This is a genomic window from Micromonospora sp. WMMA1923 (assembly GCF_049179195.1).
GTDB classification, from domain to species: domain Bacteria; phylum Actinomycetota; class Actinomycetes; order Mycobacteriales; family Micromonosporaceae; genus Micromonospora; species Micromonospora yangpuensis.
In genome coordinates this window covers 3,929,725-3,941,985 of record NZ_JBMHLZ010000001.1, presented here as the reverse complement: position 1 = coordinate 3,941,985, position 12,261 = coordinate 3,929,725, and the positions used below count along the sequence as shown (strand labels likewise).

Genomic DNA, 12,261 nt, shown 5'->3' with positions numbered 1-12,261 from the left:
GGCTTCTACGCTTGGCGGGTGGTGGCATCGACGACCGAGTATCCGACGAGCATCGCGCACCTACCGGCCGGCCCGGTGGAGTACCGGCTGGACCGGCGTGGGGACGCCGTCGTCGTGGTGGTGCACGGCGGGCACCTGCGGGCCGGTCTGGCCCTGGACGAGCGGCTGTACGCCGAGGCGGACCTCACCGTGCTGGTACCCTCGCGTCCCGGGTACGGCCACACGCCGTTGACCACCGGCACCAGCGTCACCGGCTTCGCCGACGTGCTCGCCGACCTGTGCCGGCACCTGCGGATCGGGCGGGTCGCCGCGGTGGTGGGGATCTCCGCCGGCGGGCCGACCGCGGTGGCCCTGGCCGCCCGCCATCCGGCCCTGGTCGAGCGGCTGATCACGCAGGGCGCGCTGGGTCCGCTGCCCTATCCGGACCGGCGTACCCGGCTGTTGGCGGGTCTGCTGTTCTCGCCGTACACCGAGGGCCTGACCTGGGGCGGGATGCGGGCCCTGCTGCGCCTGGCCCCGGACGCGGGGCTGCGGCAACTGTTCCGCGGCCTCTCCACCCTGCCGCCGGGGCAGGTGCTGGCCGGATTGAGCGCCGAGCAGCGTACCCGGTTGGTCTGGCTCTTCTCCCGGATGCGCTCCGGCACCGGCTTCCGCAACGACCTGCGACCCCACCCGGATCTCACCGCCCAGGTCGGCCAGCCGACGCTGGTGGTCGCCAGCCGGCACGACGCCGGGGCGCCGTTCGCGCACGCCGAGGCGTTGGTCGCCGGAATCCGGCGGGCCGAGCTGCTGGAGAGCCGGGCCCACCACCACTTCTACGAGTACGGCCCGGACTGGCCGGCCGTCACCGAGCGGATACGCGCCTTCCTGGCCGCCCCGGCGTGACCCCGGCCGGAACATCACCACGCCCGCCCCGGCGATGATGGGCGGCATGCCGGACACGGTCGCCATCGCCCTGATCACGTCGCTAGCCACGCTGACCGCCGCCGGACTCACCGGCCTGGTCACCGCCCTGACCGTCCGCCGGCAGGTCGCGGGGCAGCTCGCCGCCGTCCGGGAGGACCGCGCCGAGCAGCGCGCGCTGCGCCGTGAGCAGGTACGCCGGGACGCGTACGTGGGGTTCCTGGCCGCCTGCGACCGGGCGTACCGGCGGTTGGACCGGGGTTGGCTGGGGGCCGGTGCGGCCGGCGACGATGGGCCCTATCCGGCGCTGCGTGCGCTGGACGAGGCGTACAACCTGGTGCTGCTGGAGGGGCCGGCGCGGGTCGCCGAGGCCGCCGGGGCGGTGGTGCGCAGCGTCAACGCCGAGTACGCCGGTCAGCGTCGCCTCGGCGGTGGGGAGCCGGGCGACGAGCCGCTGGCGGTACGGGAACGGGCCGGGCACCTGGCCGCGATCGGACAACGGTCGAGTCACCGGGACTCGTTCGTGGACGTCGCCCGTGCCGTGCTGGACCCGAGTGGGATCACCCGGCGGGACTGACTCGGGCCGAACCGGGTCACGAATCCGCTGGATCGGCCACGCTGTGCTCAGCCGCGCTGTCGGGCAGCGTAAGCGGCGGGATGGAGGGGTCCGTGGGCTACGCGCAGGTCAACGGGGTGCGGCTGTACTACGAGGTGTCCGGCAGCGGCCGGCCGCTGGTGCTGCTGCACGGTGGGTTCGGCTCGACGGAGTCCTTCGCGGCGCTGCGGCCGGCCCTGCTGGCCCGCCGGCGGCTGGTCGCGGTGGACCTGCCGGGGCACGGCCGGACGGCGGACGCCGACCGGCCGCTGCGGTACGAGACGATGGCCGACGACGTCGCCGCGCTGGTCGGGCAGCTCGATCTGGGCGAGACCGACCTGCTGGGCTATTCGCTCGGCGGTGCGGTGGCGCTGCGGCTGGCGATCCAGCACCCGCGGCTGCTCCGCCGGCTGGTGCTGGTGTCGACGCCGTTCCGGCGGCGCGGCTGGTACCCGGCGGTGCTGGCCGCGATGGCCGCCCAGGACGAGCGGACCGGCGAGCGGATGAGGGGTACGCCGGCGCACGAGACGTACGCCCGGATCGCGCCCCGGCCGCAGGACTGGCCCCGGCTCTGGGCCCGCTCGGGTGAGCTGATGCGTCGCGAGTACGACTGGTCGGCCGAGGTGGCCGCCCTGACGGTCCCGACGCTGCTGGTCTTCGCCGACGCCGACTCGATCCCGGTCGGGCACGCGGCGGAGTTCTTCGGACTGCTCGGCGGCGGGCACCGCGACGGTGGCTGGGACGGTGCCGACCGGCCCGCCTCCCGGCTGGCGGTGCTACCCGGTCTCACCCACTACGACATCCTGGACGCCCCGGCGCTGCCGGCGGCGGTCCTGCCCTTCCTCACCCACCCCGTCCGCGAACCGACCTGACCTGCCACCTCACCGGGTGAGGTAGCGCAGGATGATCAGTCCACTGTCGAACGGGGTCGTCTCGGCCAGGGTGAACCGGTGCGGGTCGAAGTCCCGGCGGACCAGCGGCACGCCGCTGCCGGCGACGATCGGGTGCAGCTTGACGATCAGCTCGTCGATCTCGGGCAGGAGTTGTCCGGCGAGGTCCCCGCCGCCGCAGAGCCAGATGTCGCCCCCGGCGCGGCCCTTGAGGTCACGGACGAAGGCGACCGGGTCACCCGCGACGATCTCCACCGCCGGGTCGGTCGACGGCGGCAGGCTGCGGCTGACGACGTACTGCCGCAGGTGGGCGTAGGGGCTGGTGATGCCGGCGGCCAGGGCCGGGTCGTAGGTGGTCCGGCCCATCACCACCGCGTCGAAGCGGCCGGTGGGCTGCTCGATGCCGAACTGCGGGTGGGCGAAGGTCGGGATGGTCTGCGGGTACGCCGCGCCGAGGTGGGCGGTCACGTCCGGCTCCAGCGGGAAGAAGTCGTACGAGCCGTCGGGGGCGGCGATGAACCCGTCCAGCGTGCTGGCCACGTAGTACACGAGTTTGCGCACGGTCGACCTCCAGGCTAACCACTACTGATGTCGTGGTTTAACGTACAACAGGTGTTGTGGTTGTTGCTAGGGTGGGGACCATGGCGTCGAATCCGCAGCGGCGGGCGGCCCTGGCGGACGCCGGGCTGCGGGTGCTGGCCGCGACCGGGGCGCGCGGGTTGACCCACCGGGCCGTCGACGCCGAGGCGGGAGTGCCGGTCGGCACCGCGTCCAACTACTTCCGCTCCCGCGACGCGCTGCTCGGCGCGCTGGGGGAGCGGATCATGGAACGCATCGCGCCGGACGAGCGACGGGTCGCCGAACTCGCCGCCCGGGAGCCCTCGGTGGAGCTGTTCACCGACTACGTCCGGTACATCGTCGAGCGGACCACCGCCCAACCCGAGCTGACCCGGGCCCTGATCGAGCTGCGCCTGGAGGCGGTACGCCGGCCCGACCTGGCCCGGATCCTCGGCGGGACGCTGCGCCGGGGGTACCGCGACGACGTGGCCTTCCACGTCGCGGCCGGCCTGCCCGGCGGCGCCTTCGAGGTCGCCCTGCTGCACTACGCCATCGACGGTTTCCTGCTCGACCTGCTCTCCACCTCGATCGACGCCGGACACCACTCCGACCAGGTGGTCTCGGCCCTGGTGTCCCGCCTCGTCGCCGCCGCGCCGTCGGCCCCGGCCGCCCCTCGGCACCCGACCGACCCCGACCAGCCGACCCCGTCCGACTGACCGCGACCTGGCCCGGCCGACTGCCCGCCCGGCCCCGCCGGCCCGACGCGTGGTGGCCGCCGGGCATGGCGCCTCCGGCAGTGGGAAGTCATCCCGATCGTGCCCGGCGCGACGCGCGAAAAGGGGTGAGGGATGACGGACCGTACCGGACTGACCATCGGGGTACTCGGCTCGTACGGTGGGCGCAACCTCGGCGACGAGGCGATTCTCACCGGGCTCCTGAACGACCTGCGGGAGCAGGAGCCGAACGCCCGGATCGTGGTGTTCTCCCGCAACCCCGCGCACACCCGGGCCGCCCACCCCGACGTGGAGGCGGTGCCGTGGGAGGGGGTGAGCCGGGTCGACTCGTCGGTGATCCTCGGCGAACTCGACCTGCTGATCCTCGGCGGCGGCGGCATCCTCTACGACCGCGAGGCCCGCCGTTACCTGCGGGTGGTCCGGGTGGCCCAGGAACGCGGGCTGCCGCTGCTGACCTACGCCGTCGGCGTCGGGCCGCTCACCGACGGCGTCGACACCGCGATGGTACGCGAGACGCTGGCCAGCGCCGTCGAGGTGACGGTACGCGACCAGGAGTCCCGGGTGGTGCTGGAGGAGGCGGGACTGCTGAACCCGATCACGGTCACCGGTGACCCGGCGTTCCTGCTGCAACCCGCGGACTTCCCCGCACAGCTGCTACGGGAGGAGGGCGTGCCGGCCGGCACCCGGCTGATCGGGATGAGCGTACGGGAACCCGGCCGGGCCGCCGAACGGCTCGACGTCGACGGGTACCACCGGCTGCTGGCCCAGATCGCCGACTTCCTGGTGCACCGGGTCGACGCGTACGTACTCTTCGTGCCGATGGAACGCGACGACATCCGGCACTCCCACGGGGTCATGTCGCACATGACCGCCGCCGACCGGGGGCGGATCCTGCACGGCGACTACTCACCCGAGCAGGTGCTCGGACTGATGCGCCACTTCGACCTCGCCGTCGGGATGCGCCTGCACTTCCTGATCTTCGCCGCGATGATCGGTACCCCGTTCCTGCCGCTGCCGTACGCGGGGAAGGTCTTCGACCTGGCCAACCGGCTCGGCGTGCCAGCGCTCAAGGGCGTGGCCCGGGAGGTGGAGGGCCCGCTGCTGGCCGAGGTGGACCGGCTCTGGGACGAGCGCGAGGCACGGGCGGCGGCCACCGCGCGCCGGGTGGCCGAGGTGTGCGACCAGGCCCTGGGTACCTCGCAGGTCACCCGGGCGGTGCTAGACAGCCTCCGCACCCGCACGTAAGGAAGGGCCCCCTGTTAACGCTTTCGGTAGAGAAGGGCACCCTTCTCACCAGCGGGCTGTTAATAGGGGGCCCTTCCTTACACCTCAGTCGGTGCCGGACTCCATGGCGGCGCGGTCCAGGGCCGCGTCCTCCTCGGAGATCATGCCGCGGGAGGCGATCGCCTCGGCGCCGCCCTGCGGCATCGCGCCGATCAACCCGGTGGAGGCCGCCTGGGCGGCACCGACCAACCGCTGCCCGCTGGCCCCGACCAGGCCGAGGGTGGCGTACTGCTCCAGCTTCGCCCGGGAGTCGGCGATGTCCAGGTTGCGCATGGTCAGCTGACCGATCCGGTCCGCCGGCCCGAAGGCCGAGTCCTCGGTACGCTCCATCGACAGCTTGTCGGGGTGGTAGCTGAAGGCCGGACCGGTGGTGTCCAGGATCGAGTAGTCCTCGCCCCGGCGCAGCCGCAGCGTCACCTCGCCGGTGATCGCCGTACCGACCCAGCGCTGCAGCGACTCGCGCAGCATCAGCGCCTGCGGGTCCAGCCAGCGTCCCTCGTACATCAGTCGACCGAGGCGGCGGCCCTCGGTGTGGTAGTTGGCCAGGGTGTCCTCGTTGTGGATCGCGTTGACCAGCCGCTCGTACGCGGCGTGCAGCAGCGCCATGCCCGGCGCCTCGTAGATGCCCCGGCTCTTGGCCTCGATGATCCGGTTCTCGATCTGGTCGGACATACCCAGCCCGTGCCGGCCGCCGATCAGGTTGGCCTCCAGCACCAGGTCGACCGCGCTGGCGAACTCCTTGCCGTTGATCGTCACCGGCCGGCCCTGCTCGAACCCGATGGTGACGTCCTCGGTGGGGATCTCCACCGCCGGGTCCCAGAACCGGACCCCCATGATCGGGTTGACCGTCTCGATCCCGGTGTCCAGGTGTTCCAGGGTCTTGGCCTCGTGGGTGGCCCCCCAGATGTTGGCGTCGGTGGAGTACGCCTTCTCGGTGCTGTCCCGGTACGGCAGGTCGTGGGCGAGCAGCCACTGCGACATCTCGGTACGCCCACCGAGCTCGGTGACGAAGTCGGTGTCGAGCCAGGGCTTGTAGATGCGCAGGTGCGGGTTGGCCAGCAGCCCGTACCGGTAGAACCGCTCGATGTCGTTGCCCTTGAAGGTCGACCCGTCGCCCCAGATCTGCACGTCGTCGGCGATCATCGCCCGGACCAGCAGCGTCCCGGTGACCGCCCGGCCCAGCGGCGTGGTGTTGAAGTACGCCCGCCCGCCCGAGCGGATGTGGAAGGCGCCGCAGGTAAGCGCGGCCAGACCCTCCTCGACAAGGGCCGCACGGCAGTCGACCAGCCGGGCCACCTCGGCCCCGTAGGCCAGGGCCCGGCCGGGCACCGAGGCGATGTCGGGCTCGTCGTACTGGCCGATGTCGGCGGTGTACGCGCACGGGACGGCACCCTTGTCGCGCATCCAGGCGACCGCGACCGAGGTGTCGAGGCCACCGGAGAAGGCGATGCCGACACGCTCGCCACTGGGCAGGGAGGTAAGAACCTTAGACACGAGCAAAAGTATGCACCCAACTGCATGCCCATGCAACCCCGGGTCGGTGCCACCACGCGGTGGCGGGCGCGGTCAGGAGGCCGGGCCGCGCCAGTGGTACCGCCAGGCATCGGGGTCGGGGGTCGACTCCAGCTCGTAGATCTCGGCGTCGGCCAGTCCGCCGGTACCCAGGTGGTGATGCGTCAACGGCGGGCGGCCGTTCGGGTCCAGCTCGACGTTGACGGTCTCGCCGTCGGCCCTGCCGCCGACCAGGGGGATCTGCACCGTGGATGCCATGTGCCCCATCCTGCCCCGACCACCGCCACCCCGCAGCCGATCCCGAGCAGCGCGGGCCTGGGGCAGCGGGCCTGGGGCAGCGCGGGTCTGGGGCAGCGCGACGAGGGCGGCGGAGCTAGGGTCCGAGGGCATGACGCAGGCTCCGATCGATCCGATGCTTCCCCCGATGCTGGCCCGTACCGGTGACGAGCGGGCCGTGCTGGAGGCCTTCCTCGACCTGCACCGGGGCGTGCTGCTGCGCAAGCTGGAAGGGCTGACCGACGCCGAGGCCACCCGTCGGTTGGTGCCCTCCGACACGACCGTCGCCGGGCTGGTGAAGCACCTGACCATGGTCGAGCGGAACTGGCTGCCCAGGTTGTTCGAGCCGGCTCCGGACGACCCGCGGGGCGACTCCGCCGAGGCGGGCCGGGAAAGCTTCACCGTTCGCGAGGGGGAGACCGTCGACCGGCTCGCCGAGGCGTACCGGCAGGCGTGTGCGCGATCACGGGAGGTCAGCGCCGCGTACGACCTCGACCACGTGGTGACGCATCCGCTGATCGGGGAGATCTCCTTGCGGTGGGTCCTGGTGCACCTGATCGAGGAGACCGCCCGCCACGTCGGCCACGCCGACATCCTGCGCGAACAGACCGACGGAGCCACCGGGGCGGTGTGACCGGGGTTCGGTCCGTACCGTCGGGGTGTTCGTGCGGTGTTCCCGGGTGGCGATGCCGCGTGGCGTCGTCGCCATTCGGTGGGCTGTCGGCTGGGCCCACCTGATGGTTATGCCGGCGAGGATGCTGTTCGAGACAGTGTCGAGCTGAGTCATCTACGCCATCGGCGACGATCGGGGAGAGATCGGGGAAAGATCGGGGGAGGCGCCCCGAGTACCTACCCCGCCGGAAACGAGTGGGTCGCTCATCGCAGGGCTGGCCCGAGGGTCGATCCCGGCCCCCGGGGCGCGTCCCTCGACCGGCCGGCCGGGCCGGCGGTTATCCTCTCCTCTCGTCGTGTGGAGGGGGTCCGGTGCTGGTCGTCCACGGGGTGTGGTTGCCGGGTTCCGGGCTCGCCGTCTGGGCGGAGGACAGCAACCGACCGGCCCGTGCGCCACGTCGTCCCGGTCGGCCGCCCCGGGAACGTCCGCACCCGTTCGCCGCCGACCACGCCACGCTGGCCGGCGTGCTCGGCGCTGCCGCCGCCGACCAGGGCTCGTCCGGTGCCGCCGCTGAGCCGGGCTCGTCCACCGACCAGGGCTCGTCCGGTGCCGCCACCGAGTCGGTGGGTCCACCAGGGACCGTCGAGGCGACGACCGTACTGTGCGCGTTGCCGACCCGGGCCGGCTCGCCGCTGGAGTCGCCGGAGTTGGTCCGGGCCGACGCCGGGGATCCGGCGCGCGGTCCGGTCACCCTCGCCGCCTGGCGGGCACCCGCCCTGCGGTACGCCCCGGACGCCGCCCACCACCTGCTGCTGACTGTGCTCGCCGAGCCGCTGGTAGGGCAGCGGCCCTGGGTGGCCGGGGCCGGACTGCGCTGGCTGGTGTCGGCTGCCCGGTTCGCCGAGGAGTTGGTCGGCCGGGGGCGGGTCCTGCCCGGCGTGGCCAGCACACCCGCCGACGCCGTCGGCCCAGCTGCCGTCGGCCCAGCTGCCGTCGGCCCAGCTGCCGTCGGCCCAGCTGCCGGCGGGTCAGCCGCCGTCGGTCCAACCGTCGCCGGACCGGGGGCGGCCGGGCGGGCCGGGCGAACAGGGGCGCGCGGCAGGAAGACAGCGGGCCGGGCGGTGTGGCGACCGCTGCTCACCGGCGCGGACGCCGCCTGGGCCCGGTCGCTGGCGCTCGCGCTGCCTCCGGTCGTCCGATCCGCGCTGCCGGCCGGATCCCGGCCCGACCGGCGACCCACCGTGCCGGCGGACCCCACCGTGCCGCCGGGGACGACTGTGCCGGCGGGGACGACTGTGCCGGCGGGGACGACCGTGCCGGCAAGGACGACTGCGCCGGCGGGGACCACTGCGCCGGCGGGGACCACGGTGCCGGTGCGGGCGGACGAGGGGTCGGTGCTGGTCGCCGAGGTGTTGGACGAGTTGACCGACGCCGCCACCCGCGCGGCGTTGCACCGGGCCGGGTTGCAGCGGGCCGGGTTGGCCTCGGGGGGCCCGCGCGGAGGCGCGGCACCGGCCTGGCTCGCCGCGTTGACCGGTCCCGACGGTGGGTTCACCGCCGACCCGGCCGCCCTGGACACCCTGCGTACCGAGTTGGACGCCTGGCAGCGCGACGCCGCCGGTGGCGCGGTGCGGGCCAGCTTCCGGTTGGTCGAGCCGGCCCCCGAGGTGCCGCTGGAACTGCTGGCCGGCGCGCTCTCCGACCTGACCGAGCAGGACGGGCAGACCACCGCGCTGGCCGGGGCGGCCGAGCAGGACGGGCAGTCCGAGCGAGACGAGCAGGTCGGGCAGGCGGCGATGCTGGTCGCGGACGGGACGTGGCGGGTCGAGTTCGGTCTGCAGAGTGCCGACCGGCCCGGGCTGCACGTCGGGGCCGGGCAGATCTGGGCGGCCGGCTCCGAGGCGGCCGGTGAGCTGGGGATCCGGCCGGACCAGCAGGTCGAGGAGCTGCTGCTGGCCGAGCTGGGTCGGGCCAGTCGGCTCTGGCCGGAGCTGGACGGCGCGTTGCGTACCGCTGCCCCGCAGGGGTTGGACCTGGACACCGAGGGGGCGCACCGGTTCCTGCGCGAGGGTGCGCCGGTGCTGCACGCGGCCGGTTTCGGGGTGCTGCTGCCGGGCTGGTGGCGTCGCCCGTCGGCCCGCCTCGGCGCCCGCCTGCGGGCGGGCGGGCGGACCGCGCCGGGTACGGTCGCCGGGGCCGGCGGGGGCGTCGGACTGGACGCCCTGGTCGACTACCGCTGGGAGGTCGCCCTCGGCGACGAGCTGCTCAGCGCCGACGAGTTGGCGGCGCTGGCGGAGCTGAAGACCCCGCTGGTACGGCTGCGCGGCCAGTGGGTCGAGTTGGACCAGAAACGGCTCGCCACCGGGCTGCGACTGCTCCGGTCCCGTGGTGAGCTGACCGTCGCCGACCTGCTGCGCCTCGGGCTGGCCGACGCCGACGAGACTGATGCGCTGCCGGTGCTGGAGATCACCGCCGACGGGGCGTTGGGCGATCTGCTCACCGGTCGGGCCGAGCAGCGACTGACCCCGCTGGACGCGCCACCGGGCTTCGTCGGGACGCTGCGTCCGTACCAGCGTAGGGGTCTGGCCTGGTTGGCGTTCCTGCAGTCGCTGGGGTTGGGCGGGATCCTCGCCGACGACATGGGGCTGGGCAAGACGGTGCAGCTGCTCGCCCTGCTCGCGCACGACCCGCCGGGCACCGGGCCGACCCTGCTGGTCTGCCCGATGTCGCTGGTCGGCAACTGGCAACGGGAGGCGGCGACGTTCACCCCCAAGCTGCGCGTACACGTGCACCACGGGGCCGAGCGGGCGCGTGGCGCGGCGTTCGCCGAGGCCGTGCAGGGTGCGGACCTGGTCCTGACCACCTACTCGGTGGCGGCCCGCGACGCCGTGGAGCTGGCCGGGACCGACTGGCACCGGGTGGTGGTGGACGAGGCGCAGGCGATCAAGAACGCGGCGACCCGGCAGGCCGAGGCGGTCCGGACGTTGCCCGCCCGGCACCGGGTGGCGGTCACCGGCACGCCTGTGGAGAACCGGCTCGCCGACCTCTGGTCGATCATGCAGTTCGCCAATCCCGGCCTGCTCGGTCCGGCGGCCAGCTTCCGGCAGTCGTACGCGGTCCCGATCGAGCGGCACGGCGACACCGAGACGGCTGCCCGGCTGCGCCGGATGACCGGCCCGTTCGTGCTGCGCCGGCTCAAGACCGACTCGTCGATCATCTCCGACCTGCCGGAGAAGCTGGAGATGGAGGTGGTCTGCAACCTGACCGCCGAGCAGGCATCGCTGTACCGGGTGGTGGTCGACGAGATGCTCGCCAAGATCGAAACCAGCGACGGGATGGAACGGCGGGGCCTGGTACTGGCCACCATGACCCGGCTCAAGCAGATCTGCAACCATCCGGCCCAGCTGCTGCGCGACGGCTCCGCCCTGCCCGGCCGCTCCGGCAAGCTGGCCCGGCTGGAGGAGATCCTCGACGAGGTGCTGGCGGCCGGCGAGAAGGCACTGCTCTTCACCCAGTACGCCGAGTTCGGCGGGATGCTCCGGGCCCACCTGTCGGCCCGCTTCGGCCGGGAGGTGCTCTTCCTGCACGGCGGGGTCGGCAAGGCCGACCGGGACAGCATGGTCACCCGCTTCCAGTCCGCCGACGGGCCGGCGCTGTTCGTCCTGTCGCTCAAGGCCGGCGGCACCGGGCTCACCCTGACCGCCGCCAACCACGTGGTGCACGTCGACAGGTGGTGGAACCCGGCGGTGGAGGACCAGGCCACCGACCGGGCGTTCCGTATCGGCCAGCGCCGCCGGGTGCAGGTCCGCAAGTTCGTCTGCGCCGGCACCGTGGAGGAGAAGGTGGCCGAGATGATCCGCCAGAAGCGCGACCTGGCGGCGCAGGTGGTGGGCAGCGGCGAGCAGTGGGTCACCGAGCTGTCCACCGGGCAGCTGCGGGAGCTGTTCACCCTGGGCGACCAGGCGGTGGTCGAGTGACCGACCGGTACGCCGACTTCGGCCCGCCCCGCCGGGTCGACGGGGGATTGCGGGCCCGCAGCACCCGGGGCGCGATCGGGGTCTCCTGGTGGTCCCGACGCTTCCTGGAGGTGCTGGAGTCGTTCGCGCTGGGCACCCGGCTGACCCGGGGACGCGCCTACGCCCGCGCCGGTCAGGTGCTCACCCTGGCCGTGACGCCGGGCGTGGTCACCGCTACCGTGCAGGGCTCCCGACCCCGGCCGTACCGGGTACGGATCGCGGTGACGCCGTTCTCCGCGGCGCAGTGGGACCGGATCGAGGCCGACCTGGCCGGGCAGGCGTTCTTCAGCGCCCGGCTGCTCGCCGGTGACCTGCCGGCGGAGCTGGAGGAACTGTTCACCACGGCGGGCACGCCGCTGTTTCCCCGGCGGCTGGCCGAGCTGGAGCTGGACTGCTCCTGCCCGGACTTCGCGGTGCCCTGCAAACATCTCGCGGCCAGCTGCTACCTGCTCGCCGAGACCTTCGACGCCGACCCGTTCGAGCTGCTGCACTGGCGGGGTCGCAGCCGCGCGGACCTGCTGACCCGGCTACGGGCCCGCCGACAACCCACGGACCCCGGCACCGGCACGGCAGGAGCCGGGGCCGGCGCGGTGGTGGCGGGTGCGGCGGCAGGTGGGGGCGCGGTGCCGGCGGTCGGGGCGTACCGGGCGCTCGCCGGGCAGCCGTCGGTGTCGCTGGCGGACAGTGTGGACCGGTTCTGGCTGCCCCCGGTGCCGTTGCCGGACCGGCCACCGACCCTGGCCACCGAGCCGGAGCTGGTGCTGCGTCAGCTGGGCCCGCCGGCCGCCGCCATCGGCGGTCCCGGCCTGCTGGAACGGCTCCGCCGGGCGTACCGGGAACTCGGTCGCACCGACCCGGCCGACTGACCACTACCGACCGG

General features: G+C 73.7%; 11 protein-coding genes. 8 read left to right on the top strand and 3 right to left on the bottom strand.

The window, feature by feature from the left end; genetic code table 11:
• The first annotated feature begins 18 nt into the window (after positions 1 to 18).
• From ACN28G_RS17645 to ACN28G_RS17635, 3 genes are all read left to right on the top strand, one after another.
• The gene (locus ACN28G_RS17645; RefSeq protein ID WP_421479760.1) at positions 19 to 885 is read left to right on the top strand and encodes an alpha/beta fold hydrolase; all 867 of its coding nucleotides are present in this window, start codon (positions 19 to 21) and stop codon (positions 883 to 885) included.
• A gap of 46 nt (positions 886 to 931) precedes the next feature.
• Positions 932 to 1,480, top strand: coding sequence for a hypothetical protein (locus ACN28G_RS17640; RefSeq protein WP_139135735.1), 549 nt, complete (start codon positions 932 to 934; stop codon positions 1,478 to 1,480).
• Between the two features lie 92 nt (positions 1,481 to 1,572).
• On the top strand, positions 1,573 to 2,370 hold the full coding sequence (locus ACN28G_RS17635; protein WP_091441639.1) for an alpha/beta fold hydrolase: 798 nt from the start codon (positions 1,573 to 1,575) through the stop codon (positions 2,368 to 2,370).
• A 9-nt stretch (positions 2,371 to 2,379) separates the two neighbouring features.
• Here ACN28G_RS17635 and ACN28G_RS17630 read toward each other — a convergent pair whose 3' ends face one another.
• Positions 2,380 to 2,949, bottom strand: coding sequence for a dihydrofolate reductase family protein (locus ACN28G_RS17630; RefSeq protein WP_421479757.1), 570 nt, complete (start codon positions 2,947 to 2,949; stop codon positions 2,380 to 2,382).
• An 80-nt stretch (positions 2,950 to 3,029) separates the two neighbouring features.
• Between ACN28G_RS17630 and ACN28G_RS17625 the strand changes: the two genes are divergently transcribed.
• Both ACN28G_RS17625 and ACN28G_RS17620 read left to right on the top strand, forming a co-directional pair.
• Positions 3,030 to 3,662: a TetR/AcrR family transcriptional regulator gene (locus ACN28G_RS17625; RefSeq protein ID WP_091441635.1), complete on the top strand. Its 633-nt coding sequence runs from the start codon at positions 3,030 to 3,032 to the stop codon at positions 3,660 to 3,662.
• A gap of 132 nt (positions 3,663 to 3,794) precedes the next feature.
• Positions 3,795 to 4,925 carry a polysaccharide pyruvyl transferase family protein gene (locus tag ACN28G_RS17620; RefSeq protein ID WP_421479755.1) on the top strand — a complete coding sequence of 377 codons (1,131 nt, stop codon included), beginning with the start codon at positions 3,795 to 3,797 and terminating at the stop codon, positions 4,923 to 4,925.
• Between the two features lie 84 nt (positions 4,926 to 5,009).
• Here the strand turns inward: ACN28G_RS17620 and argG are convergent, their stop codons facing one another.
• Positions 5,010 to 6,458, bottom strand: a complete 1,449-nt coding sequence (gene argG, locus ACN28G_RS17615; protein WP_091441630.1) for an argininosuccinate synthase — start codon at positions 6,456 to 6,458, stop codon at positions 5,010 to 5,012.
• A 72-nt stretch (positions 6,459 to 6,530) separates the two neighbouring features.
• Positions 6,531 to 6,734 (bottom strand): hypothetical protein, encoded by a 204-nt coding sequence (locus ACN28G_RS17610; protein ID WP_091441628.1) that lies wholly within the window; start codon positions 6,732 to 6,734, stop codon positions 6,531 to 6,533.
• Between the two features lie 166 nt (positions 6,735 to 6,900).
• Here ACN28G_RS17610 and ACN28G_RS17605 point away from each other — a divergent pair, with 166 nt between their 5' ends.
• From ACN28G_RS17605 to ACN28G_RS17595, 3 genes are all read left to right on the top strand, one after another.
• The gene (locus tag ACN28G_RS17605; RefSeq protein ID WP_091446923.1) at positions 6,901 to 7,386 is read left to right on the top strand and encodes a DinB family protein; all 486 of its coding nucleotides are present in this window, start codon (positions 6,901 to 6,903) and stop codon (positions 7,384 to 7,386) included.
• 350 nt (positions 7,387 to 7,736) lie between these two features.
• Positions 7,737 to 11,342 carry an SNF2-related protein gene (locus ACN28G_RS17600; RefSeq protein ID WP_421479753.1) on the top strand — a complete coding sequence of 1,202 codons (3,606 nt, stop codon included), beginning with the start codon at positions 7,737 to 7,739 and terminating at the stop codon, positions 11,340 to 11,342.
• The gene (locus ACN28G_RS17595) at positions 11,339 to 12,247 is read left to right on the top strand and encodes an SWIM zinc finger family protein (protein ID WP_421479751.1); all 909 of its coding nucleotides are present in this window, start codon (positions 11,339 to 11,341) and stop codon (positions 12,245 to 12,247) included. Before ACN28G_RS17600 ends, ACN28G_RS17595 begins: the two co-directional genes overlap by 4 nt.
• Positions 12,248 to 12,261 lie beyond the last annotated feature (14 nt).

Coding starts and splice junctions, on each gene's coding strand:
- ACN28G_RS17640 (WP_139135735.1), top strand. CDS start 932: ATGCCGGACACGGTCGCCATCGCCCTGATCACGTCGCTAGCCACGCTG.
- ACN28G_RS17625 (WP_091441635.1), top strand. CDS start 3,030: ATGGCGTCGAATCCGCAGCGGCGGGCGGCCCTGGCGGACGCCGGGCTG.
- ACN28G_RS17620 (WP_421479755.1), top strand. CDS start 3,795: ATGACGGACCGTACCGGACTGACCATCGGGGTACTCGGCTCGTACGGT.
- ACN28G_RS17610 (WP_091441628.1), bottom strand. CDS start 6,734: ATGGCATCCACGGTGCAGATCCCCCTGGTCGGCGGCAGGGCCGACGGC.
- ACN28G_RS17605 (WP_091446923.1), top strand. CDS start 6,901: ATGCTGGCCCGTACCGGTGACGAGCGGGCCGTGCTGGAGGCCTTCCTC.